This window comes from Pseudoblastomonas aquimaris (assembly GCF_035481675.1).
Taxonomy (GTDB): Bacteria; Pseudomonadota; Alphaproteobacteria; order Sphingomonadales; family Sphingomonadaceae; genus Alteriqipengyuania_B.
Map to the genome: position 1 here is coordinate 1,140,525 of NZ_JAYJJW010000001.1, position 24,348 is coordinate 1,164,872.

20 protein-coding genes are annotated in these 24,348 nt (G+C 67.0%); 12 read left to right on the forward strand and 8 right to left on the reverse strand.

Annotated features, from left to right (window positions below):
• Position 1 precedes the first annotated feature (1 nt).
• From VCJ71_RS05615 to VCJ71_RS05650, 8 genes are read left to right on the forward strand one after another with little or no spacing between them, the layout of a single operon-like run.
• The gene (locus tag VCJ71_RS05615) at positions 2-1,246 is read left to right on the forward strand and encodes a DegT/DnrJ/EryC1/StrS family aminotransferase (RefSeq protein WP_324639717.1); all 1,245 of its coding nucleotides are present in this window, start codon (positions 2-4) and stop codon (positions 1,244-1,246) included.
• Positions 1,239-2,081 (forward strand): NAD-dependent epimerase/dehydratase family protein, encoded by an 843-nt coding sequence (locus VCJ71_RS05620; RefSeq protein WP_324639718.1) that lies wholly within the window; start codon positions 1,239-1,241, stop codon positions 2,079-2,081. Before VCJ71_RS05615 ends, VCJ71_RS05620 begins: the two co-directional genes overlap by 8 nt.
• Positions 2,078-3,100, forward strand: a complete 1,023-nt coding sequence (locus VCJ71_RS05625; RefSeq protein WP_324639719.1) for a glycosyltransferase — start codon at positions 2,078-2,080, stop codon at positions 3,098-3,100. Before VCJ71_RS05620 ends, VCJ71_RS05625 begins: the two co-directional genes overlap by 4 nt.
• Entirely contained in the window at positions 3,097-3,978 is an 882-nt protein-coding gene (locus VCJ71_RS05630) for a glycosyltransferase family 2 protein (protein WP_324639720.1), read from the forward strand. The genes VCJ71_RS05625 and VCJ71_RS05630 overlap by 4 nt, the downstream gene beginning before the upstream one ends.
• Positions 3,975-4,928 carry a GDP-L-fucose synthase gene (gene fcl / locus VCJ71_RS05635; protein ID WP_324639721.1) on the forward strand — a complete coding sequence of 318 codons (954 nt, stop codon included), beginning with the start codon at positions 3,975-3,977 and terminating at the stop codon, positions 4,926-4,928. The genes VCJ71_RS05630 and fcl overlap by 4 nt, the downstream gene beginning before the upstream one ends.
• Entirely contained in the window at positions 4,921-6,150 is a 1,230-nt protein-coding gene (locus tag VCJ71_RS05640) for a WcaI family glycosyltransferase (protein WP_324639722.1), read from the forward strand. Before fcl ends, VCJ71_RS05640 begins: the two co-directional genes overlap by 8 nt.
• Positions 6,147-7,526, forward strand: a complete 1,380-nt coding sequence (locus VCJ71_RS05645) for a lipopolysaccharide biosynthesis protein (protein ID WP_324639723.1) — start codon at positions 6,147-6,149, stop codon at positions 7,524-7,526. Before VCJ71_RS05640 ends, VCJ71_RS05645 begins: the two co-directional genes overlap by 4 nt.
• Positions 7,523-8,194, forward strand: a complete 672-nt coding sequence (locus VCJ71_RS05650) for an O-methyltransferase (RefSeq protein ID WP_324639724.1) — start codon at positions 7,523-7,525, stop codon at positions 8,192-8,194. Before VCJ71_RS05645 ends, VCJ71_RS05650 begins: the two co-directional genes overlap by 4 nt.
• Here VCJ71_RS05650 and VCJ71_RS05655 read toward each other — a convergent pair whose 3' ends face one another.
• Positions 8,195-9,415 (reverse strand): glycosyltransferase family 4 protein, encoded by a 1,221-nt coding sequence (locus tag VCJ71_RS05655; protein WP_324639725.1) that lies wholly within the window; start codon positions 9,413-9,415, stop codon positions 8,195-8,197. It abuts the gene before it with no gap.
• Between the two features lie 101 nt (positions 9,416-9,516).
• Between VCJ71_RS05655 and VCJ71_RS05660 the strand changes: the two genes are divergently transcribed.
• Positions 9,517-9,957, forward strand: coding sequence for a hypothetical protein (locus tag VCJ71_RS05660; RefSeq protein ID WP_324639726.1), 441 nt, complete (start codon positions 9,517-9,519; stop codon positions 9,955-9,957).
• Entirely contained in the window at positions 9,954-11,900 is a 1,947-nt protein-coding gene (locus tag VCJ71_RS05665; protein ID WP_324639727.1) for a pectate lyase family protein, read from the forward strand. Before VCJ71_RS05660 ends, VCJ71_RS05665 begins: the two co-directional genes overlap by 4 nt.
• Here VCJ71_RS05665 and VCJ71_RS05670 read toward each other — a convergent pair.
• Complete coding sequence (locus VCJ71_RS05670) at positions 11,887-12,996, reverse strand: glycosyltransferase family 4 protein (RefSeq protein ID WP_324639728.1); 1,110 nt, start codon at positions 12,994-12,996, stop codon at positions 11,887-11,889. The genes VCJ71_RS05665 and VCJ71_RS05670 overlap by 14 nt on opposite strands.
• Before the next feature lie 110 nt (positions 12,997-13,106).
• On the opposite strand from VCJ71_RS05670, the gene VCJ71_RS05675 reads away from it, so the two are divergent.
• On the forward strand, positions 13,107-14,501 hold the full coding sequence (locus tag VCJ71_RS05675) for an O-antigen polymerase (protein WP_324639729.1): 1,395 nt from the start codon (positions 13,107-13,109) through the stop codon (positions 14,499-14,501).
• A 39-nt stretch (positions 14,502-14,540) separates the two neighbouring features.
• A complete protein-coding gene (locus VCJ71_RS05680) occupies positions 14,541-15,335 on the forward strand; it encodes a DUF1499 domain-containing protein (protein ID WP_324639730.1) in 795 nt (264 codons plus the stop codon).
• Positions 15,336-15,408: 73 nt separating this feature from the next.
• Here VCJ71_RS05680 and VCJ71_RS05685 read toward each other — a convergent pair whose 3' ends face one another.
• From VCJ71_RS05685 to VCJ71_RS05710, 6 genes are all read right to left on the reverse strand, one after another.
• Entirely contained in the window at positions 15,409-17,793 is a 2,385-nt protein-coding gene (locus tag VCJ71_RS05685) for a TonB-dependent receptor (protein ID WP_416379158.1), read from the reverse strand.
• Positions 17,794-17,948: 155 nt separating this feature from the next.
• Positions 17,949-18,623 (reverse strand): retropepsin-like aspartic protease family protein, encoded by a 675-nt coding sequence (locus VCJ71_RS05690; RefSeq protein ID WP_324639732.1) that lies wholly within the window; start codon positions 18,621-18,623, stop codon positions 17,949-17,951.
• 57 nt (positions 18,624-18,680) lie between these two features.
• Positions 18,681-19,667 carry an L-histidine N(alpha)-methyltransferase gene (egtD, locus tag VCJ71_RS05695; RefSeq protein WP_324639733.1) on the reverse strand — a complete coding sequence of 329 codons (987 nt, stop codon included), beginning with the start codon at positions 19,665-19,667 and terminating at the stop codon, positions 18,681-18,683.
• Positions 19,667-20,920: an ergothioneine biosynthesis protein EgtB gene (gene egtB, locus VCJ71_RS05700; RefSeq protein ID WP_324639734.1), complete on the reverse strand. Its 1,254-nt coding sequence runs from the start codon at positions 20,918-20,920 to the stop codon at positions 19,667-19,669. Before egtB ends, egtD begins: the two co-directional genes overlap by 1 nt.
• A gap of 105 nt (positions 20,921-21,025) precedes the next feature.
• Positions 21,026-22,399: a class II 3-deoxy-7-phosphoheptulonate synthase gene (locus VCJ71_RS05705; RefSeq protein ID WP_324639735.1), complete on the reverse strand. Its 1,374-nt coding sequence runs from the start codon at positions 22,397-22,399 to the stop codon at positions 21,026-21,028.
• 192 nt (positions 22,400-22,591) lie between these two features.
• Positions 22,592-24,181, reverse strand: a complete 1,590-nt coding sequence (locus VCJ71_RS05710; protein WP_324639736.1) for a phosphoenolpyruvate carboxykinase — start codon at positions 24,179-24,181, stop codon at positions 22,592-22,594.
• Positions 24,182-24,348: the final 167 nt, after the last annotated feature.

Genomic DNA, 24,348 nt, shown 5'->3' on the forward strand with positions numbered 1-24,348 from the left:
GATGGCGGACTATCGCATCCCCCTCGCCTACAACACGCTGGGCGATGCCGAGATGGCCGCCGCGCATGAGGTGCTGGAAAGCGGCCGGCTGACACAGGGCGCAAGGGTAGCACGGTTCGAGCGGGAATTCGCGGACTGGCACGGCGCGAAGCACGCGATCTTCGTCAACTCCGGCTCCTCCGCCAACCTTGTGGGGATAGAGGCACTGGTACAGCTGTCGCGGCTGCGCCCCGATCTCGTGCCCTCCGGCCGCCCCTGCGCGCCGGGGGACGAGGTCGTGATCCAGGGGCTCAACTGGCCGTCCACGCTGAAGCCGTTGATGAACCTCGGCCTGAAGCCCGTGTTCTGCGACATCGACCCTGCCAGCCTCAACGCCAGCGTCGAAACGGTCGCCGCCGCGGTGACGGAGCGGACCCGCATGGTCATCGCCGTGCCGGTGCTCGGCAATCCCACCCACGTGGCCGAGCTTGCCGAATATTGCGCCGCGAACGACCTGCTGTTGTTCGAAGATGCCTGCGAAAGCGTGGGCGCGGTGACGAAAGGCGGTGCAAGGATCGGCAGGCTGGGTTCGGCCAGCGCTTTCAGCTTCTATTTCAGCCACCACCTAACCACCATCGAGGGCGGGATGATCCTGACCGACAGCGACGAGCTGGCGGACATGGCCTATGCCCTGCGCGCCCACGGGTGGAGCCGGAACCTTCAGCTGGACGGCTTCCTCGATTTCGACAGCGGGAAGGAAAGCGGCACGATCGATCCGCGCTTCTGCTTCGTCCTGCCGGGCTACAACGTGCGCTCGACCGACCTCAACGCCGCTCTCGGCAGCGTGCAGCTGACCCGGCTTGCGGACATGGTCGATGCACGGCGCACGGTGGCGCAGGGGCGTATCGATGCGCTGGATGGCACCGCCGTGCGCGTGCCCGGCGCGGACATCATCGATCGCCATTCGTGGATGACGACGCCGCTGCTGTTCCCCGACCGGGACGCGCGCGACCGCGGCCGGGACGCGCTGGAAGCGGACGGGGTGGAAACGCGCCCGATTATCGTCGGCAATGTGCTGCGCCACCCGCTGGCCCGCATGCTCGGCCTCGCCGACCACCAGCGGCCCCTGCCCGAATGCGACGGCGTATTCGAACGCGGCCTGATGATCGGTCTCAACCCGCAGCCCGATGCAGGCGACGAAGCCTTCCTGCACGAGGCGCTGCGCCGCGCCGCCAGTGCCGGTACAGGTATCGGTACAGGTGCCTGACGCCATGCGCATCGGCCTGACCGGGGCGAGCGGTACGCTCGGCCGCCGCATCCGCGCCGAGCTGGAAGCGCGCGGGCACGAGGTCGACGCTTTCGCCGGCGACGTGACCGACAGCGTCGCCGCAACCGCATGGGCGAGCGGGCAGGAAACGGTGGTCCATTCCGCCGCTATGGTGCCGGTGGGCGAAGTGGCCGCCGACACGGCGCGCGCCATCGCCGTGAATGTCGGCGGCACCGTCACGATCGCGCGCGCAGTCGCCAAGGCAGCCGGGCGGATGGTGCAGATATCCACCTCGCACGTCTATCGCCCTTTGGACGAGGCGCTGGCCGAGGATGCCACGCTCGCCCCCGCCTCCGACTACGGCCTGACCAAGCTCCATGCCGAACAGTGGGTGAAGCGCATCCTGCCCGATGCCGCGGTCCTGCGGTTGTTCAGTTTCTTCGATGCGCAGCAGGCGGCAAGCTATGTCGTGCCCGCGCTCGCTGCCCGGATCGAGGCGGCGGAATTCGAGGCGGAGCTCGACCTGCACGGCGCGCAAAGCGTGCGCGACATCGCAGACGCCGCATGGCTGGCGGCGCGCGTGGTCGATGCGTTGGAGGCGAATGTTTCCGGGCCGCTGAACATCTGCACCGGCAGCGGGGTGAAGATCGAAACCCTCGCCCGCAAGCTATCCAAGGCGTTCGGGCGCAGCGACATCAAATTCGTACCCGTCGAAGGCGAGGCGAATATGCTGGTCGGCGATACGGCGCGCTACGAAAGCGAAGTCGGCACGGTGGCCGATTTCGATCTCGATGCCGCACTGACACGCTTCATGGCGGAGCGGGGATCGGCGTGAAGACCAGCTTCCTCATCCCCACGCTCAACCGCAACGGACTGGTGCAGCGGGCGGTCCGCAGCTGCCTCGTCGCGCTCGACCATGCGCGGGCCGACGGCGAAGTCATCGTGCTCGACAGCCAGAGCGACGACGGATCGTGGGAAGGACTGCAGCAGGAATTCGGCGAGGAGCCGCGCGTCGTGCTGCGGCAGAACAGGCGCGGTCTCGGCCCGACGAAAAGCTGGCTCGATTGTGCCGAGGGGCTGACCGGCGACGCGGTCACCTTCGTCTGGTCGGACGATTACATCGCGCTCGATTTCCTGCTCCACCTGCTTCCCGTGCTCGAACGCGGTGCGCCGGTCGCCATCGGCCATGGCGAGGTCCGGCCGGCGGAAACGGACGCGCCGTTCACGCCCAATTCGGAGCAGCTCGCCTTTACCGCGCGCGACCTCCTCGCACTCTATCTCGGCGGTTCGCAGCCGGCGGGCGTGACCCTGCCCGTCAGCCCCACTGCCGCACTCTTTCCACGCGCCGCCTTCGACCTGTGGCTGGCCGAGGTCGAAGACACGTCGAGAGCCGATCCCTTGCGCGAACATTTCATGTGGAAGCGCGCCATCGGGCCGGACCTGCTGCTGTTCACCATCGCCCTTGCCCGCGCGCCGGGCGTGCAGGTGCCGGTGCTGCGCCAGCCGGTCGCGCAGTTTTCCGCGCACGAGGATTCGATCACGATCTCCACCAGCTCGTGGAACCTCACCATGGGGTACTGGCTCTCGCGCGCGGCGGTGCTGGCCGACCAGGCGCGGCTGGAGGCCCTTCCCCGGCCGGGCCGCACGATCGGCGAGACCGTCGCACAAGGCCAGTGGCTCGGCCTGCGGGCAGAGACGCCGGGCGGCGCGCTCGACAGCAAGGCCACGGTGCGCCGCCTGCTGCGTGCCGAAATCGCGAGGCTTCGCGCCGCCGCGAAGGGGCATGGCGGCAGCGTCGCGGTCGCTTCCGGCATGGCCGACGCCGTCCTCACGCGGCTGCGGAGGAAGCTGTGACCGCGCGCCCCTCCACCTTCCCGTCGCCCGCTATCGCCGTGCTGATGACGTGCCACAACCGGCGCGAGCTGACCTTGCGCTGCCTCGAGAGCCTGGCCGGACAGGCGCATTTCAATCCCGCAAACCTCTTCCTCGTCGATGACGGATCGGCCGACGGCACGGGCGCGGCGGTGCGCGCCGTGATGCCGCAAGCCACCGTGATCGATGGCGACGGCTCGCTGTGGTGGAACGGCGGGATGCAGCGCGCCTGGGATGCGGCAAAGGCGCGCGGCGGCTTCGATCACTACCTGTGGCTCAACGACGATGTGGAGCTGCTGGACGGGGCGCTCGCCATGCTCGTCGATGAAGCAACCGGCCAAGACGCGGTGATCGTCACCGCTGCCACGCGCGATCCTCAGACGGGGCGGACGACCTATGGCGGGTCGGTGCGGACCGATCCCCTTCGCCCGCTGCGCTTCGCACTCGCGGAGCCTGCGGGAGAGGCGCAGGCGGTCGATACGATGAGTGGGAATATCACGCTGGTTTCTGCCGCAGCAGAGGCCCGGCTCGGCGGGCTCGATCCGCGCTTCACCCATATCTACGGCGATCTCGACTACGGCTTGCGGGCCGGCGTCGCGGGAATCCCGGTGCTGCTGGCGAGCGACTTCGGCGGCCTGTGTGCAGGCAACGAGCCTGCCGGCAGCTCGCTCGACCCCGCGGCCAGCCGCATGGAACGCTTGCGCCGCGGACTGGCGGAGGATGGCCGCATCCACGGGCGGGACTGGCGCCGCTTCGTCGCCAAGCACACCGCCAATCCGTTGCGCCGCATTGCGCACCGCGCGGCACCGTTCGCCCGCATCCTGGCTGCGCGGCCGCATCCGGCAGGAGCAGGCCGATGAGCTTCGATCTTTCCGACAAGCGCGTCTATGTCGCGGGCCATCGCGGGATGGTCGGCTCCGCCATCGTGCGGCGCCTGGCGAGCGAGAGCTGCGAGGTCCTGACCGCAGACCGCAGCCTCGATCTGCGCGACCAGCGTGCGGTGAACGACTGGTTTGCGCAAGAGCGGCCCGATGCCGTCTTCATGGCTGCGGCGCGGGTCGGCGGGATCGCCGCCAACGATGCCTATCCGGCGCAATTCCTCTACGACAATCTGATGATCGAGGCGAACGTGGTCGAGGCCGCCCGCCGCGCAGCGACCGCCAAGCTGCTGATGCTCGGCTCCAGCTGCATCTACCCGCGCGAGGCCAACCAGCCGATCTCTGAGGACGCATTGCTGACAGGCCCGCTGGAGGCGACCAACCAGTGGTATGCCATCGCCAAGATCGCCGGCATCCGGCTGTGCCAGGCCTATCGCATCGAGCATGGCTGCGATTTCATCAGCGCGATGCCCACCAACCTCTACGGCCCAGGCGACAATTTCGACCTCGATACCAGTCACGTCCTGCCCGCGCTACTGCGCAAAGCGCACGAGGCCAGGGAAGCCGGCGAGGCGGAAATGACCGTCTGGGGCAGCGGCAAGCCGCGCCGCGAACTGCTGCACGTGGACGACCTCGCGGATGCCTGCGTTTTCCTGATGCGCGAATATTCGGGCGCGGAGCATGTCAACGTCGGCTCCGGCGAGGAGCTGACGATTACCGAGCTGGCGCAGCTGGTTGCGCGCACCGTGGGTTTCGAAGGCAGGCTGGCTTTCGACAGTTCCCGCCCCGACGGCACGCCGCGCAAGCTGCTCGACAGTTCGCGGCTGAAGGCAATGGGGTGGCGGCCTTCGATCCCGCTCGCCGAGGGGATCGCCGCGACATACCGCGACTTCCTTTCGGAAGGCGGGCGGCGCGTCCGGCTCGATGGCTGAACAGCAAACGCGGCGGCCGCGCCTGCTGGTGCTGGGCCTCAATTACGCCCCCGAACCGATCGGCATCGGCCCCTACACCGCCGGCCTGTGCGAAGGCCTCGCCGCGCGCGGCTGGGACGTGGAACTCATCGCAGGCCGGCCCTACTATCCGGCATGGCGCGCGATGGAGTGCCCGGATGACGGGGTCGAGCGCGGTGTCTGCGTCTCGCGGCGCCCGCACTACATTCCCGCCCGTCCGACGGCGGCGCGGCGGCTGGTGCATTACTTGAGTTTTGCCGCAAGCGCGCTGCCGGCGCTGCTGCGAGCGGCGCGGAGGAAACCGGATATCGTGCTGGCCGTCTGCCCCGCCCTGCTCGCCGCGCCGGTCGCATGGCTTGCAGCCCGGCCAAGCGGTGCAAGGCTGTGGCTGCACGTGCAGGATTTCGAAGTCGAAGCGGCATTTGCGACCGGCCTCGTCGGGCAAGGCGGACCGCTTGCCCGCCTTGCGCTGTGGTTCGAACGCGCCATGCTGCGCCGCGCGGATCTTGCCAGCACGATCGGCCCTGCCATGCTGCGCAAGCTGGCAGACAAGCGCGGCTCGGCGCAGGATACCTTCGAACTTCGCAACTGGGCGAACCATCCGGCGGGCGGCGGGCCTCTTCGCGATTTCCGGCAGGAATGGTCGCTCGGCGACCGCAAGGTGGCGCTTTATTCAGGCAACATCGCTGCGAAACAGGGTCTGGAAATCGTGATCGAGGCTGCCCGCCGGCTTTCCGACCGCGCGGATATCGCTTTCGTCATTTGCGGTGAAGGTCCGAACCGCGAGGCGCTGGAAGCCGGGGCGGCCGGCTTGGCTAACGTGCAGTTCCGCGACCTGCAACCGGCGGAGGATGTTGCGGCGCTGATGCAGCTGGCGAGCGTCCACCTGTTGCCGCAGCTTGCGGGTGCAGCCGACCTCGTGCTGCCGTCCAAGCTCACCAACATGCTGGCGTCGGGACGACCGGTGATTGCCACCGCCGCCGCCGACACGGGCCTTGCCGCCGAGATAGAGGGGTGCGGCGTGGCCGTGCCGCCGGGCGATGCAGGGGCGCTCGCCCGTGCGATTGCCGCGCTGGCCGGCGATCCGGCGCGCGCCGCGCGACTGAGTAAGGCGGCGACTGCGCGCGCCGCATCGGTCTGGGACCGCGACGCAATCCTCGACCGCGCGGATGCAGAGCTGCGGCGCAGGGTGGCGGGCCCATGACCGGCTGGCTCCGCCGCAAATTCGCACCGGGATCGCTTGCCGGCAACATTGGCGCGCACGGGGTCAGCCAGGCGGTGAATCTCGCAGTCCAGTTCCTCTCCATCGCGGTCCTGTCGCGCGTCTGGGGGCTGGAGACCTACGGCACCTGGCTGATCCTCTTCACCCTCCCCGCCTATCTCGCGATGGGCGATTTCGGCTTCGTCACCGCCGCCGCGAACGACATGACCGCCGCGGTGGCGCAGGATCGCAAGCGAGATGCGGCACGAAGCTTTGTGGCGCTTGGCCGAGGCATGATGCTGGTCGGACCCGCGAGTTTCCTGATCGCGTGGGCACTGGTCGCCGGGCCGCTTGCCCCGCTTGTCGCGCTCGCCGATCCGGCTGCGGGAGGCCGCGCCGCGCTGGTCGTGATGGTCCTCGTCGCCTTCGCCATCGCGGGGCAGCAGCTCGCCATCGCGCAGGCCGGAATGCGCGCCGTGGGCGCTTATTCGACAGGCATTTACGTCATCACCGCGCTCACCGCGGTAGAGACGGCTTCCGTCTTGATAGCGGTCGTGGCCGGCGGAGGTCTGCTGGAAGCGGCGGCGATCTACTGCGCCGGCCATGTCGCCGGCGCGATCCTGCTGCGCGTGATGCTGTTGCGCCGCGCGCCGTGGCTAGCGGACGGATCGCCCGGCGCCCTGCGCGGAGAGGTCGCCCGCCTCGCGGCCCCTGCCCTCGCCATGGCGGTCGTTCCGCTCGGCTATGCACTGGCGTTGCAGGGCCCCGTTGCGGTGCTCGGCGCACTGGCCGGCGCGGCCGCCGTTCCCGCCTTCACCGTGGTCCGCACCATGAGCCGCGCTGCGGTGCAACTGACCACGCTGGTTTCCGTCGCGGCGGGCCCGAATTTCACAGCCGCCAGCGCCCGCGACGAGCGCGAACGGCAGGCGGAGCTGGTCGCGCTGTCGCTCGGGACGGCGCTGGTCGTCCTCGTCCCCGCAGCTATCGCGCTGTCGGTGGTGGGCCCGGAACTGGTCCGCTGGTGGACCGGCGGCACGGTTACGCCATCAGTCTGGCTGGTCGCCGCGCTTGCCGCCGCGATGCTGTTCAATGGCCTTTGGGTGCCGCTTTCCAACTTGCTGATGGCCGTCAACCGGCAGCAGCGTTTCAGCTACGCCTTCGTAGCCTTGGGCCTGGTCAACCTGGCCGTGGTAGCCTTGCTGGTGCCATCGCTCGGCGCATTAGCAGCAGCCCTTGGCGCGGCCGCTCTCGATGCCGCTATGGCGCTGTGGCTGGCGCTGCAGGCGCGCCGGCTCGGCATGCTCGATACAGAAGCGGTTCGGCGCGCGCCGCACCGCTTGGCCGCGCTTGCGGGGCGCATCACGGGGCGAAGGCCGTGAAGCTCTGGACCAAGATTATCGCCGGGGCGGAAAGCCGCAAGACGCGCCTCCACGATGCGTCCGGCGAGCGCGTTTCCTTGTCCCGCCTCGTGCGCAACGGGCCACGCGCCTTTGCCAGCGCCGTGGGCCGGGCAGCTTTCGGCCTGCAGCCGGAGCGTCCGTGGATCTCGTACGACGCTGCGCGCGAACTTGCACGGCGGATCGGCCCCGCGACACGCGTGCTCGAATTCGGCTCGGGCATGTCCACACTCTGGCTGGCGCAGCGCGTCGGATTGCTGGTTTCGGTGGAGGACCATGCCGGGTGGCACACGCTGGTATCCCGCAAGCTCGGCGCGGCGGCGGACAAGGTCGAGTACCGGTTGGCGACCACGCGCGAGGAATATCTCGCCGCAGCCGACGGGCGCGAGTTCGACCTGATCCTCGTCGACGGGAAATGGCGCGGGGACTGCGTTGCCGTAGGCCTCGCGCATATCGCGCCCGGCGGCATCCTCTATCTCGACAACGCCGATCACGGCGCGGGTGGCAGCGCCGGTGACGTACCGCAAGGGGTCGGGTTGATGGAAGAGGCGGCACGCACAAGCGGCTGGCGCCTGACACGTTTCACGGATTTCGCGCCGACGAGCTTCTTCGCGCAAGCCGCTCTGATGCTGGAGCGGACGAAGGACTGATCAGAGCGTTTTCAGCACCTTGGCGACGCCATTTGAATATGCTTCGAAATTGAACTGCCGTGCGCGGTTCGGCGCAGCCGCGCGCCAGCGTTCGAGCCGCTCCCGGTCCATGATGCAGGTGCGCATGGCCTCTGCCAGCGTGTCGACGTCCAGATTGTCGAGCAGGATGCCGGTGTCGGCATCGACCGCATGGCTCGCCCGCGGCGTCTGCACCAGCGCCAGTCCGCTCGCGAGCGCTTCGTACAGGACGATGCCGCCGCCCTCGTAGAAGCTCGGGAACAGCAGCACGTGATGGTCCGCCATCGCCATCGGTACCTGGCTGCGCGGCAAATGGCGCACGTGCCTGACGCGGCGTTCGTGCTGCCCCCATTTCTGCGGCGGCAGGGCGAGGCTACCGACCAAGGTCAGCGTTGCTTCCGACGGCGAGAATTGCTCGATCGCCTGGAGCGCAAGATGCGCCCCCTTCTGCGCCGAGATCGATCCGACCATCAGGAACCGGACCGGTCCGCTCGTCGCCTCCGGCGCCCTTTGCCCGGTGAATTGCGCCGCATCGTAGCAATAGGGAAGGAGCCGGGTCCGCGCAGCCACGCCCGTACCGGCATGTTCCCGCAAGGTGGCGGCGGTGTATTCGCTGCCCACGAGGATCCGATCGGCGAGTGCGAACTCCCCCGCCTGCCGGTCGATGGCCGCCTGCGAATGGCGGAAGCCGGGATTGACCAGCCAGTCCGCGTGGCCGCTTTCCAGTTCGCCCAGCACAGCGTTGATGGCCCGCAAGTCGGGTGTCGTCTGGTCGAGGATGCGCGCCGAACCCGCAGCGGCGCCGAACGCTTCGAGCGAGCTGGAATTGAAGCCCCACAACGCATCGAGCCGTTCCTTTCGCGCCATCCGTGCGACCCAGCGCCCGAATTCGACATTGCCGCCCGCGTTAAGCCGCGCAGCAAGGCGGCCGAAACCGGCGCGCCGCGCCGCACGTTCCGCCCATTCGTGCAGGCCATGGGTGCGCACTTTTGCCGGATCGAGCGCATCGAAGCGGAAGCGGCCGAGCTCGCGGCGGACAGCCCGGCCCGCAGGCCCGGGCAGCCGTTCCAGCAAGTCGAAGGGGAAACGCCTCTCGCGCCGGAATATCGACGTGGCATACCAAGCGAGCCGTTGGTGCTGCTGCAGCGCGAGAGCGGTCTGCCAGCTGTGCTGCGTGCCCGGATGGAAGAGACCCACTCTCATGCATCCGACCCTAGCATCTGCATGCGTGTCGGCAATTTTCATTTTCCTACACGGACCCTCATGCATAACCGAATTGGTTCCTTTTACCGCAGGAGCCAACCATGAAAGACTTGCCCATTGATTTGCCCATTGACTTGCCAGGCGGCTTCGCACCCGCCTTCGCACTCGGTTATGCCGACCCTGCCGGACGCTTCGCCCTGATCGACCACGACAGCCCCCTGCCGGTGCTGGCCCGTGCCGAATCGCCGCCCCAGCCGCTGGAGGGCATGGCCGCAACGGTCGGCGAGGAAGGGCCCTTCGCCCCCGCACCCGGTACGCCCGTGATGCTGCGCCTCGCCGGCGAATGGGAAGGCACCGTGACTGTCACCCGCTCCACCAACAACGGTGCGACCCGCAATCCGCTGACGCTGGCGGGTGCCCCGTGGGCAAGCTTCACCGGCAACGCCTGCGAGCCGGTCTGGGTCGAATACGAGGACGGGGCCACGCTCTACCTCGAATTCGACATCACGGGCGGGACGGTCGACTGGAGGATCGCACAATGAGCGCGCCCGACATGATCGCGCGCGGCCTAGCTGCGCGGGCAAGCCTCCTCGCCGCGGCGCCCTTCGCGCAGCTTTCCGGCCGCGCCGTGCCGCCCGGTTGCGACCGGATCGACAGCTCTGCCCATGCGGCAGGCGGTATCGGGGCGGCGCGTTACGTCCACGATGCGCGATGCACCGATGAATTGCTTGCCGATCACCCGGGATGCACCTTTCGCGCCGTGGACGGGCGCGTCTTCCGCCTGATGCCGGAAGCGGGCGGGATCGCAGTCGAACAGGCGGGCGCGATCGGCGACGGCGTAACCGACGACCAGCCGGCGATCCAGGCCGCGCTCGATTACGCGGCCGCCACCGGCATCGGCGAAGTCCGCTTCACCGCGCCTGCCTATCGCATCCATTGCCCGCAGCGCACGAGCCCGGCGAACGATATCTATTCGCCCGACGGTCACCCGCTCGTCGCCCGCGGATCGGTGACACTGCGCGGCGTCGGCCCCGCGCGCAGCACGCTCGACTTCCGCGGCCTCGGCGGGGCCGACCCGGAAGCCAGTTGGCAGGTGGTGCCGAAATCCGCGTCTGATGCCGGCGACGCCGTGTGGCGGGGCGGCGGCCTGTTTGCGCTTGCGGACCAAGGCGCCGAAGCCCCGGAAAGGCTCGCCATCGAAAGGCTGGAGATCCATCGCCTGAACTTCATCGGCAACCGGCAGCGGACCGGGCAGCAAAGCTGGCCTGCCAACCCTGCGACCGGAGACGGCTGGGACACCAGCGACAAGGCGGTCTGGTTGCACGACACCCACATCGGGGACGTCGTGATCGCCGATTGCGACTTCATCGGCTGGAAGGGCGAGATCTATTTCGGCGGCGCGAAGACCCAGCGTAGCCTGACGATCGAGCGCACGAGGCTGCTGACCACCAATGCCAACGCCTTCAACCCCGGCACGAACTGCCCGCTCGTCGCGCGCGAGTGCGAATTCGGCGATGCGCGCACGGCGCAGGAGGACACGGGCAAGACCCGCGCGCAATACAGCGGCTGCCTTTGGCGCGACAGCGACACGACGCTGATCGGCAGTGGCGCGACCGACGGCATCACCTACCACTACCTCTATCCCACGCGGGATGCCGCCGGCGCGCCGCCGATCACCCAGCTCGACGGGTGCGAGTTCCGCAATATCCCGACGGTCTTCGTGGGCTGCTGGGTGCGCGGGCGCATCCGGACGACGGATGCGACGGTGGATTTGTCGACCCCGCTCTATTCCGCGCTGCGCGATATCGACCTCGATATCGATGCCACGATCGACGCCAAGAACGCCATCGTGCCGCTGCGGATCACAGGGCCGGCCACCCTGACCACCCAGATCGGCAATGCGCCCGCGGGCACGTATCAGCTGCCGCCGCGCGATGTCCACGTTACGCTGCGCACCCGGCGGACCCAGCTGGCAAGGGATGGCGGGCGGCAATGGTACCCGCCCAGCTGGACCGGCTATGTCACGAGCTCGGTGCGCCTGGTGATCGACGACTGCGTGATGAACGCCGCGCCCACGGTGGGCCATCCGCCCGTCAGCGTGCCCGCCATCGAAATCCGCAACCTGGTGACGCAGAGCGGCAGCTACGGCACGGCCAACATGGGTCCGCTGACCGGCGCGACCACCATCACGCCCAACAGCCCGCTGATCGGCTGCTATTTCGACGCCAACGGGCCGCACGACATGGCGCTGGCGCGCTTCCCCACAGGCGGCAGCAATTTCGCCTATGCCCACGGCCAGAAAGTGAAGATCCGCGCCCTGTCCGACACGCCGGGCGCAGGATTGAAATTCGCCAAGGGCACGAAATGGTGGATGAAGCTTGCCGCCGACCGGGTGCTGAGCCGATCGGGCGACTGGATCGAGTTCACGTATAACGCCTACGCCGGGTCGATCTGGGAGGAGACCGGCTTCTTCACGACCGCCTAGGCAGGGCGAGGAGCGCCTCCACCCCTTCCACGAACTGCCGCACGTCGCCGCGCGGGGCGCTGTCCCGCGCGGCGCTGCGCATAGGCTGCCAGCGCGATTCATCGTCCACTGCGCGCATCGCGTCCACCAGCGCTCCCTCGTCCTGCGGATCGATCACGATACCGTTGATGCCGTCGTCGACCAGCAGGTCCACCGCGCCCGCATTGCGGGTCACGATGACCGGAAGCCCGTTGGCCAGCGCTTCGTTCACGACCAGGCCGAATTGCTCCGACAGGCTCGGCAGCAGAAGTGCGAGCCCTTCGCGCATGGCCACGCTGACCTGAGCGCTGGAACAATGGCCTTCAAAGGCCACGTGTTCGGCGATGCCGAGCCTTGCCGCCTCGCTTCCGAGATCGCGGCGCAGGGGACCGTCGCCGAGAATTCGCAGGCGCCTTTCGACGCCCGCCGATCGTACTTGCGCGAAGGCGCGCAGGGCGTGTGCGATGTTCTTCTTCGGCACCAGCCGCGCCGCGATGACGAACGGGCGGTCTGCGTAAAATGGCTCGGTAGCGGCATCTCCCTGCTGCCGGATGCGGGCAATGTCGACCGTGTTGTAGCCGGTGACGCTACGCGCGCCCGGCAGGCCGAGCCCGGCAAGGTAATTGCGAGACCGTTCGCTTCCCACAATCGCGCCGGCGTAGGGCTTCAGCCACAGGCGCTTCAGCGCCTCGCGCCAGGGCCGCCTGGCATAGTCATCGCCTTTCGAAGCAACCATGGTGAAGACCCGCACGCCCCGCATGGCAAGGATGGTCGCGGCGAGGAGCACGGCAGGTTTTTCGTAGTGACAGAACAGGCACTCGCGCGCGCCCGATTGGCGGACGGCGCCGACCAGTCGCCGGGCCAGCGCAAGCGTGCCGGTGGTCTCCTCCCCGCGCGCCAGGGTGACCAGCGGATAGGGCACCTCTTCCGCCTGCTCCCAGTCATAATCGGTCGAGCGACCGAACAGCTGGATGGCATGGACACGGTAGCCCGCCGCTGCCAGCGCGCGGGCGCGGTCGTGATGGTAGGGGCCGAAATTCTCCCACATCACGGCAATCGGGGTATCACGCGCGGTCATGCGCATGACATGGCGCATGACCGCGCCGGAGGCGATAGCATCGCCGTCCCCCGCTTTGCCTCGCCCACAGTTTTGCTTCGCCGGGCACATGCCCTATTCCCCATCCCGGCATGTACGACCTGCTCCTGATCGCCTCGACGCTGTTCTTCGTGGCCGCCTGCACGGTGTTCGCGCGGCACAAGGCGGCGTCGATCTATCACCCGGCAGCCTTCTACCTGCTCTTCCACGGCTTCCTGTTCGTGTTCCGCCCGATCCTGGCGCGCATCTACGACTTCCGCTTCGTCTACATGGTGTTCGAATTCCAGCCGTCGATGGCGGACAAGATGACCGTGATCCTGGGCGCGAACCTGGGCCTCGTCGTCTTCCTCTTCGTCAGCCTGAGGATTGGCGACACGCGACTGGAGCCCGCATTGGCAGGGCGCGCAGCCATCCCGCGTGAAAGCCTGTGGCGCGCCTTTATCATCGCCGCCACCATCCTGACTCCGCTCGGCCTCGCGTCCGTCCTGTCGCGCTGGACGGCCATTGCCAGCGGCGATCCGACCGAAACGATCGACCCCACCACTTTCGTGAAGATCCACACCGACAGCGTCGGCTATTTCGTCGAAGCGCAGCTGGTGCTGGCCCCGCTTGCCGTGCTGTTCGCCTGGCTGACGCGGTTCAAGTGGTGGTCGTTCATCCCGCTGGTCGTTTTCGTCATCATGCGCGCCGGGACCGGCGGGCGCGGACCCTTCGTCTACGCCATCACCGCCCTCCTCTTGTTGTGGCTGTGGGACAAGCGGCGCAGCTGGCCGGATGCCCGCACCGTGGCGCTGGTGGCGATGACCGGCCTCGCCTTTGCCGTGGTGGTGACGGACCGCGGGCGCGGCATCCGCGAGGTCTTCATCGAGGACAACTCGGTCGCGTGGGAGCAGGCCTACGACTACGCGCCGCTCGAAAACATGGACTACGCCAATCTCGAGTATTTCGAGTACCTGGTCTACGTCGTCCCGCAGCGCAGCGGCACCTACGACTATTTCGCCAGCTACCTGCAATTCTTCACCGAACCGATCCCGCGCGCCTTGTGGGAGGGCAAGCCCGCCGGCGCGCCGGTGCGGTTCATGAACCTGTTCGATTACGGGCGCCCGATGGGCATGACCCCGTCGCTGCCCGGCGCGGGATGGTACGAACTCGGCTGGCTCGGCATCGTGATCCAGACCGCGATATTCGCCGCGTTCTATAGCTACTTCTACCGTCTCGCCGCGCGGCGCGGTTCGTCGCGCCTGCTGGTCCTGTTCTATTTCCTGCTGCTGGCGACGACCGTCATCAGCTATCGCGACGGCAGCCTGATCTCGGTCGCAAGGATGAGCGTTTTCTACCAGTTGCCGCTGCTGCTGATCTGGCTGTTCACCCTGATGGACCGCCGCGGCAGCCTGCCGGCCGATGCCTTTGCCGGGCCGCAGCCGGACCCTTCCCAGCGGCGCAAGGAACTGGCGGCGCAGGCAGCCAAGGCGCGCAAACCCGCGTAATTCCTTGCCTGCGAGGCATGCGCGGGGCACAAGGCGCGCATGAAAACGACCCTCCCCCGCATCGCCCTGTGGCTCGCCCTCGCCCTCGTCCTGTGGTTCGCCGCCGCCGTGTTCGGGCCCAAGTTCGGCCTGATCGAATGGCCCTTCGCGTTAGGCACGATGGTGAGGCAACTGGGACCGATCTTCATCGGCATCGTGGCGCTGGTCGCCTTGGTCGCACTGATCGTTGCGCTGATCGGCAAGCCGAAAGGCAGCTGGGGCCGGGCGCTCTTCGCGCTCGCCATCCCTGCCGCCTTCATGGCCGGGCTCGCGTCGGTGAGCGCGACGGCGGAAAGCGTGCCGCCGATCCACGACGTCACCACCGATCCTGCCGATCCGCCGACGCATTCCGCGACGATCCTGGCAGAACGCGAACGGATCGACGCCAACCCGGTGCGCGGGTTCGACACGCCGCTCGGCGAATATGAGGAGTGGAAGGGCAGCGACGTGGCGGGCAAGACGTCTGCTCAGCTGATCGCTAAAAGCTTCCCCGACGTGCGGCCCCTCAACACCACAGCCGATCCGGCTGCCGCGCTCGAAGCGGTTATGGCCGGCATGAAAGCCATCGGCCTTTCGGGCGTGACCTCCGACGCCGAGGCCGGCACCGCGCAGGGAGTGGCCGAGACGTTCCTGTTCGGCTTCAAGGACGATGTCGCCGCCCGCGTCCGCCCGGGCGAGAATGGCGGCAGCGTCATCGACTTCCGCAGCACATCGCGCGTCGGGCTGAGCGACCTTGGCTACAACGCCGACCGCATCGTGAAGCTGCGCGCTGCGATTGAAGGGAAGCTTCCCTGACGCCCAACGGCAAAGGGCGCGGAACCCTGCGGTCCCGCGCCCTTCCCCCTCTCCGGGCTCCCGTCCGGAAGCGTCAGAAGCTCTGGCGCACCGTCACCCCGATGGTGCGCGGCTGGCCGACCGAGTAACCGAGCCGGGCCCGCCCGCCACGCTCGCGGTCGAACGACAGCAGCGGGTTTTCGTCCAACAGGTTGTTGGCATAGACGATCAGCGACAGGCCGCTGTCGAAGTCGATCCCGGCGCTGAGGTTCACCAGCTGGTATTCCGGCAGTTCCAGGTCCAGCACCGTGGCATCCGTCCCAGGCGCGCCGAGATACGGCAGGCCCGACACGAACGTGCGCGGATTGTTTTCCTGGTCGGCAGGCTGGGTAAAGCGCGAACCCACATGCTGGACCGATGCCGCGAAGTAACCGCTGGCACTATCGCCGACGGGAAATTCGTAGCTTGCCGCGGCCGACAGCTGCAGTTCCGGAACGGAAGCCAGGCGGTTGCCGTCGCGAATGCCCGTCGCCGTCGCGAGCGGTTCGGGCAGCGTCGTGCCGAACTGCGCATCCACGTAACTGCCGCTGAAGCTGAAATCGAGGCCGGGTGCCGCCTCGACCCCGAACTCCAGCTCGATACCGCGTGAGTAGGCCTCTTCCACGTTGAACACGATACGGCTGGAACAGCTGCCCGCATCGAGCGTGGTCTGCAGGTTGTTGATGTCGTTGTAGAACGCAGCCGCGCCGAAGCTGAAGCCGGGGCCGAAGGCCTTGGCACCCACTTCGTAGTTCCACAGCGTCTCGTCCTCGTAGGACTGGAAGTTGCCGAACAGGGCAAGGTCGTTGGCCGAACACAGCGTGGCGTTGAGGGGATCGTTCACCCCGCCCAGGCGGAAGCCTTTCGAAACCTGCGCATTCAGCGTCAGGTTGTCGCTCGCTTCGTAGGACACGATGAAACGCGGGCTGACGCCGTCGGAGGTGGTCGAATCCGTCTGGTCGTCACCGTTTGCAAACAGGCCGCCGGACAGGAAGCGCCGCTCTTCCTCGAAGTCATAAGCGCGCGCGCCCGCCGTCACCGTCAGGCGATCGGTCAGTTCGTAGGACAGCTCCCCGAAGATCGCGAACTGCTTGATGTTGTATGGCAGGTCTGCGTTGTAGGGGCTGTCGAGATTGTCGAAGCCGTTGGCCACTGCGGCCGACGTGCCCGCACCCAGCGCCGCATCGGTCGCCGCGGCGTAGCCCGGCGTCGGCAAGCGCTGCGCATAGACGCGGTCGACTTCGGAATAATACACGCCGTAGAGCCACTGGAACGGCCCCGCATCGGTCGATGCGATCCGCAGTTCCTGCGTGAACCCTTCGAAATCGGTGGTGTCGCGCAGGTTGGACGGCAGGGCCACGGCGGCGTCCGGATAACCCAGATCGACCGAGACCGAACCGGTCAGCGCGCTCGCATCGCGGCTGACCAGGATGTCGCGGTTGATGTAGCTGGTGACGGAAGTGACGGTGGCATAATCCGTTACCGGGATGTCGATCACGAGGTCGGCCAGCAGCGTCTCGTCCTCGAAAGCCTCGCGCAGCAGCAGGTACTGCTGGCGCTCTTCCAGCGTCACCGGGTTGGTGATGAAGGGGTTGGCGTAGAGGTTGAACACCTCCTGCCGGTTGAAGCCGCCGGTTTCGACCTTCTGCCATGCCACGCGCGGAGTGATGGTAAAGCCCGGGCTCGGTTCGAACGTCAGCGCCACGCGGGTGCCGTAGCGATCGCCGCTGTTGACGTTGTCGCCGCCGGCCGGGCCGATGGCGTCGATGAAGCCTCCGTAATGCTGCCAGTATCCGACGACGCGGAGCGCCGCGTTGTCGCCCAGCGGCAGGTTGACCGCGCCCTTCAGCGCGCCGCCGATATCGTCTTCCTCCACCATGTTGATGTTGGCTTCGACCGTGCCCTCGGTAACGCCGAGAGTCGGCTGGTTGGTGATGTAGCGGATGGTGCCGCCGACAGAGCCCGAACCGAACAGCGTGCCTTGCGGCCCGCGCAGCGTTTCCACGCGGTTTAGGTCGAACAGGTCGAAATCGGGCGTGAACAGCGACAGCGAAATCACCGATTCGTCGAGATAGACGCCGACCTGCTCCTTCACGCCCGGCTGGTCGCGCACGACCTGGCCGGCGGAGACGCCGCGAACCGAAACCTGGCTCTGCCCCGGGCCGAGGTTCTGCACGCTGAGGCCGGCGACATTGCGCGACAGGTCTTCCAGCGTGGTCGCGCCGGTTTTCTGGATGTCTTCCGCAGTCTGCGCGTTGATCGAGAACGGCACGTCCTGGATCGTCTGGTCGCGCTTGGTCGCGGTAACGACGATCAGGTTGTCGTCGGAATCTTCCGCCGGAGTGCCCGCATCCTGGGCCATGGCCGGGGTGGCGAGCAACGCCATGCCGGTGGTTGCGAGAAGCGACAGGCGCGTCAGGCGCCCCTGTGTGTGAGCCATACGCGACATCGTAAATCTCCCTCTGCCGGACCGGTGCCTATCCGCATCGTTTCCCGGTCTATCGAATCTGCGCTCTTATATGCCGTTCTGGCAATTGCCTGTGCAACATTCGCATGGAATCGCCGGACAATGTGGCTATCCCGCCACAGCCTTGCTCAGCGGTCCACAACTAGTTCCGGCTGGGGATTGTTGGGCTGGAGGATCAGCTCGCCCTGCTCCACGCGCCAGCCCTTCAGGCGGCTGAGCAGGTTCATGCCGATGACATTGGTCGGGCCGATATTGGGCGCGATGACGGCATCGAGGCCGCGCGCCGCGACATTGCCGAAGCGCAGTTCGTCGATGGTGGTGATGCTGGCGCTGATCGATCCATTGGCGGTCTGCATGCGGATCGGCAGGCGATCGCGGGCAGGTTCGAGGCCGGCAGCGGCAGCGGACTCCGCGCCCAAAGTCGTCAGCGTCGCGCCGGTATCGACCATGAAGCGGGTGGGCACGCCGTTGACCTCCGCATCCAGCCAGTAATGCCCGTCGCGCGCCAGCGGTACGCGGGTTTCGCCGCCCTCCACCACCTGTTCGGGCAGCCCGGCTTGCGGCAGCGCCATGTCAAAGCGCGGATCGAGCCGGCTCAATTGCAGCACCACCAGCACCAGGACACCGCAGAGGACCACGGTGCTTGTCCCGCGGATCAGCCCCCCCAGGCGCGGCGCGCGGCGACGCAGAAACCCGCCGAACACGCTGAGGAGCACGGCGGCGAGGACGACGGCCATAAGCCCGGTTTGCGGAACCTCCGCAATGCCGTTCGCCGCATCGCGCCACAGATTATCTATCGACATTCCGGTTATATAGGGTGCGCCACCCTATCCTGCCATGAACGGCCAGCCCGACCCACGTCAGGGCGCGTTGCGCGGTTCGCTGGCGTCGGCGAGGATGAGCGAAAACCGGCCCTCAGCGTCCAGCCAGCGCTTCACCGGCGTCCACCCTCCGGCAAGGAGCAGCATTGTCGAGGACCGCTCGTCGAACTTGTGGCTGTTTTCGGTGTGGATGCTTTCGCCCTTCGCCATCCGGAACGTCTCGTCGCAGACCTCGAATTCGATGTCGCGGTCTGCCACCAGGTGCATCTCGACACGGGCGAACGTGTCTTCCCAGCGGGCCTCGTGATGCAGGGCCTCGACCGGGATGGTGCCGTCGAGCTCGCGGTTGATGCGGCGCGCGAGGTTGAGGTTGAATTCGGCCGTGACGCCCGCGGCATCGTCATACGCCGCTTCCAAGACCGACGGATCCTTGATCAGGTCCATGCCGATCAGCAATTGCGATCCGTCGCCCAGCGTTTCGCGCATCGATCGCAGCAGGTCGACCGCCGTCCACGCGACCATGTTGCCGATTGTCGAGCCGGGAAAGAAACCCAGCTTGGCCATGTCCGCCACCGCCGCCGGCAGCTCCACCCGCCGCATGAAATCGGCCTCGATCGGGTACACCGCGAGATCGGGAAATTTCGCCTGCAGTTCGGCCGCAGAGGCGCGGAGGAAATCGCCCGCGATATCCAGCGGGACGTAGGCCGCAGGCTCGATGGCGGAAAGAAGCAGCGGGGTCTTGAGGCTGGAGCCGCTGCCGAATTCCACCACTGCGCGATCGGGCCCGATGAGCTCGCAAAACTCAGCTCCCTGCGCCTCCAGGATGGAGCGTTCGGCGCGGGTCGGGTAATATTCGGGGACCTTCGTGATATCCTCGAACAATTCGCTGCCCGCATCGTCGTAAAGCCAGCGCGCAGGCACCGCCTTCTGCCGCTGCGACAGGCCTTCCAGCACATCGGAGCGAAAGGCGCGGTCCACCCCGCCCTCGTCCAAGTCGACGAGGGACATGGAATTGTTTTTCGTCATCAAAGATCCTTCGCGAGCCTGACGCCGGTGAATTGCCAGCGCTGGTGCGGGTAGAAGAAATTGCGGTAGCTCGCGCGCGAATGGCCGCGCACCGTGGCGCAGCTGGCGCCCTTCAGCACGAACTGCCCGCTCATGAACTTGCCGTTGTATTCACCCACCGCGCCCGCCGGCGGGGCATAGCGCGGGTATGGGAGATAACCGGAGCGGGTGAACTGCCAACCATCGCCGAACAGTCCGTCCGATCCGGTGAGCAGCGGCGGGACCGCGCCGTCCAGCTGGTTGCCGCCTGCCGGATCATGGGCGGGTTCGATATCGTCGTGCTGGCCGCGGGCGACCGCTTCCCATTCGGCTTCCGTCGGCAGGCGGTATCCGGCCCACTCGGCAAACGCGTCCGCCTCGAAATAGCTGACGTGGGTGACGGGCGCATGAGGATCGCGCTCCTGCCAGCCGGCGTGGGTGAAATGCTCGCGATCGCGCCAGTACATGGGCGCGTCGATGCCGTTCTCATTCACCCAGGCCCAGCCGTCCGCCAGCCACAGGCGGTGATCCCGGTAGCCGCCGTCCGCGATGAAGCGGTCCCAGTCGCCATTGGTGACAAGCCGGTCCGACAGGGCGAAGGGTTCCAGCAAGGTACGGTGCAACGGCCCCTCGTTGTCGAAGGCGAACCCATCGCCATCGTGGCCGATCTTGGCGATGCCACCGGGATGGCGGTGCCAGCCTTGCGGACGCTGCGCCGACCGATCCGGCTGGCCGTCCCACATCTTCGGGCCGAGCGGGTTCTGGAACAGCGCGTGCTTGATGTCGGTCAGCAGCAACTCGATATGTTGCTGCTCGTGCGCACAGCCCAACGCGATGAGCGGCTGCAGCTCTTCGCGGTCCAGCAGCGGGGCCATCGCTTCCTCCACCGCATCCCGCCAGTCGAGGATTTCCGCCACCGTGGGGCGGGACAGCATGCCGCGCCGGTCGCGGGCGATCCGCGCGCCTTCCGCCTCGTAATAGGAATTGAACAGGAACGGCCAGCGCTCGTCATGCAGTGTGTAGCCCGGTACGTGGTCCCGAAGCAGGAAGGTCTCCCAGAACCAGGTCGTATGGGCCAGGTGCCACTTCGTCGGGCTCGCATCCTCCATCGACTGGATGGTCGCATCCGCTTCGGACAGCGGCGCGGCCAACGCGGGCATAAGCGCGCGCGTGCGGCGGAATTCTGCTTCGAGCGACGCGGCGGGCGCCCCGTGTTGCGGCTGGACCGATGCCAAATCCGCCTCCCCTCTTCGTGTCTTCCCCCAGCATGGCGGACGGACATGACAATAGAAAGGCCGGGAGGCCGGAAATTTCCCGAAATTAACGAAAGATAGTTGGGGTCAGGCCGCGGCGGCGCGGCTGTCGACCCCTTCTTCCACCAGCATTTCGGCAATCGCGAAGGCGAGTTCGAGCGATTGCGCGGCGTTGAGGCGCGGGTCGCAATGCGTGTGATAGCGATCGCCCAGCCGTTCGTCGGTGATCGCCACCGCGCCGCCGGTGCATTCGGTCACGTCCTGCCCGGTCATCTCCAGGTGGATACCGCCTGCATGCGTGCCTTCGGCCTTGTGGACCGCGAAGAAGCCGCGAACCTCGCCCATAATCCGGTCGAAAGGCCGCGTCTTGTAGCCGCTGTCCGCCTTCACGACATTGCCGTGCATCGGGTCGCAGCTCCACACCACCGGGTGCCCTTCGCGCTCAATCGCGCGGACGAGCTTCGGCAGGCCGGCTTCCACCTTGTCGTGGCCGAAGCGGCTGATCAGCACGATCTTGCCCGCCTCGCGCGAGGGGTTGAGCGTATCGAGGATGCGCACGAGGACGTCCGGCTCCAGGCTCGGCCCGCATTTCACGCCCAAGGGGTTGCCGATGCCGCGTGCGAATTCCACGTGCGCGCTGCCGTCAAACCGCGTGCGGTCGCCGATCCACAGCATGTGGGCGCTGGTATCGTACCAGTCGCCGGTCAGCGAATCCTGCCGCGTCATGGCCTGTTCGTAAGGCAGCAGCAGCGCTTCGTGACTGGTGTAGAAGCTGGTGCCCTGCAATTGCGGCACGGTTGCCGGATCGATCCCGCAGGCTTCCATGAAATCGAGCGCTTCGCCGATGCGGTCGGCGGTTTGCGCAAACTTGTCCGCCCATGGGCTGCGGCCCATGAAATCGAGCGTCCACTGGTGGACCTTGCGCAAATTGGCATAGCCGCCGGTCGAAAACGCACGCAGCAGGTTCAGCGTCGCCGCGCTCTGGTTATAGGCGCGCACCATGCGCTGCGGATCGTTACGGCGCGTCTCGGCATCGAATTCGATCCCGTTCACGTTGTCGCCGAAGTAGCTCGGCAGGGTCTGCTGCCCCTGCGTTTCAGTATCACTGCTGCGCGGCTTGGCGAACTGGCCCGCCATGCGCCCCACCTTCACCACCGGGCTCTTGCCGGCAAAGGTCAGGACGACCGCCATCTGCAGGATCACGCGAAACGTGTCGCGAATGTTGTTCGGGTGGAATTCGGCAAAGCTTTCCGCGCAGTCTCCGCCCTGGAGCAGGAACGCCTCGCCCCGGCATACCTCGGCCAATTCCGCCTTGAGCGCCCGCGCCTCGCCCGCGAAGACGAGCGGGGGGAAGGACGACAGCGTGCCGGTCGCCTCTGCCAGCGCTGCCTCGTCCTCGTAGCGGGGCAGGTGCTTCGCTTCGAAACCTGTCCAGCTGCCGGGTTGCCAATCGTGTGCCATCGTTTCCATCCGTTACTCGGCCTCCAACCTAGGGGTTGGCCGGTCGGATTGCCAGAAACGGAATTTGGGCCGCGGGCAAGCGCGCTTTTCCGATCACGTTGATCGGGTGCGAGGACGCGGGGGCCAGAGAAAACCCCCGCGACGGTCTCCCGTCCGGGGGTTTTTCTCATGGCGCCATATGCCGGCAGCGCGTCAGGCGGCGGCCGGTGCGGCGTCGCGCACGCCTTGGTCGACATGCGCCGCAAAGGGTTCGAAATTGTCGACGAAGAGCTGGACCAGCTTTTCTGCCGTGCGGTCGTATTCCTCCCCGTCCGCCCAGGTCGAGCGCGGGTCCAGGATCGCGCTGTCGACGCCCGGGACTGCCACCGGGACTTCGAAACCGAAGTTTGGGTCCTTGCGGAATTCGGCATCGTTCAGGCTACCGTCGAGCGCCGCGTTGAGCAGCGCACGGGTCGCCTTGATCGGCATGCGGTGGCCGGTGCCGTACTTGCCGCCCGTCCAGCCGGTGTTGACCAGCCAGCATTGGACGCCGCCATCGGCAATGCGCTTCTTCAGCAGGTTGCCGTAGACGCTGGGATGGCGCGGCATGAAGGGCGCGCCGAAGCAGGTGCTGAACGTCGCTTCCGGCTCGGTCACGCCGATTTCGGTTCCGGCGACCTTGGCGGTGTAGCCCGACAGGAAGTGGTACATCGCCTGGTCGGGCGTCAGCCGCGCGATCGGGGGCAGCACGCCGAACGCATCGGCGGTCAGCATGATGACGTTGCTGGGCGGCGGGCCCATGTTGTCTTCGCTGGTGTTGGGAATGCTGCTGAGCGGATAGGCGCCGCGCGTATTTTCGGCGAGGCTGTTGTCATCGAGGTCGATCTCGCCGTTCGCGTCCATCACCACGTTTTCGAGTACGGTGCCTTCCATCTTGGTGGTGGCGTAGATTTCGGGCTCCGCTTCCGGATCGAGGCGGATCATCTTGGCATAGCAACCGCCTTCGAAATTGAAGACCGCGGTGTCCGACCAGCCATGCTCGTCGTCGCCGATCAGCGTGCGGCTGGCATCGGCGCTGAGCGTGGTCTTGCCGGTCCCGGACAGGCCGAAGAACACCGCGCTCTTGCCGTCGGGGCCGATATTGGCGCTGCAGTGCATGGGCATCACGCCCTGCGGCGGGAGCAGGTAGTTGAGGATGCCGAACACGCTCTTCTTCATCTCACCGGCGTATTGCGTGCCGCCGATCAGGACGAGCTTTTCGGAGAGGTTGACCGCGATCACGGTCTCGCTGCGCGTGCCGTGGCGTTCCGGATCAGCCTTGAAGCTGGGCAGGTCAATGATCGTGTATTCGGGCGAGAAGCCGTCCAGCTCGCTCGCCGTCGGGCGGCACAGCATCGTGCGGATGAACTGGTTGTGCCATGCGAATTCGTTGATGACGCGAACGTTGGCGCGATATTCGGGCTGCGATCCGCCGAACAGGTCGGCCACGTAGAGGTCACCCTTGTCCTTCAGCGCGGCCAGAAAATCGGCCTTCAGCGCGGCAAAATGCTCCGGCGACATGGAGGCGTTGTTGTCCCACCAGACGGTATCTTCCGTCTCGCCGTCACGGACGATGAACTTGTCCTTCGCGCTGCGGCCGGTGTGCTTGCCGGTTTCTACCACCAGCGGACCGTCCTTGGCGCGCTTGCCTTCCCCGTTGGCGAGCGCAGCCTCGGTCAGCTCCTCGCTCGACAGGTTGGCGTGGATCGTCGCGGCGGTTTCGATACCTTGGGCGGACAGCGGAACGGAAAGCGTGTGGGCCAATGGAAACTCCGTGGCGTAACAGGTCTGGTGGACGGCGCGAGGCAGGCGAACGACACGCTGTGTGCATTCGTATGCAAGCGACCTTTGCGCCGCCTTTAGGGCCCCGTGCCGATTCCGTCAATTTCGCTGCGGCTGTCCGCGCTAAAAATCCCCTGCGTTGTGCAGTC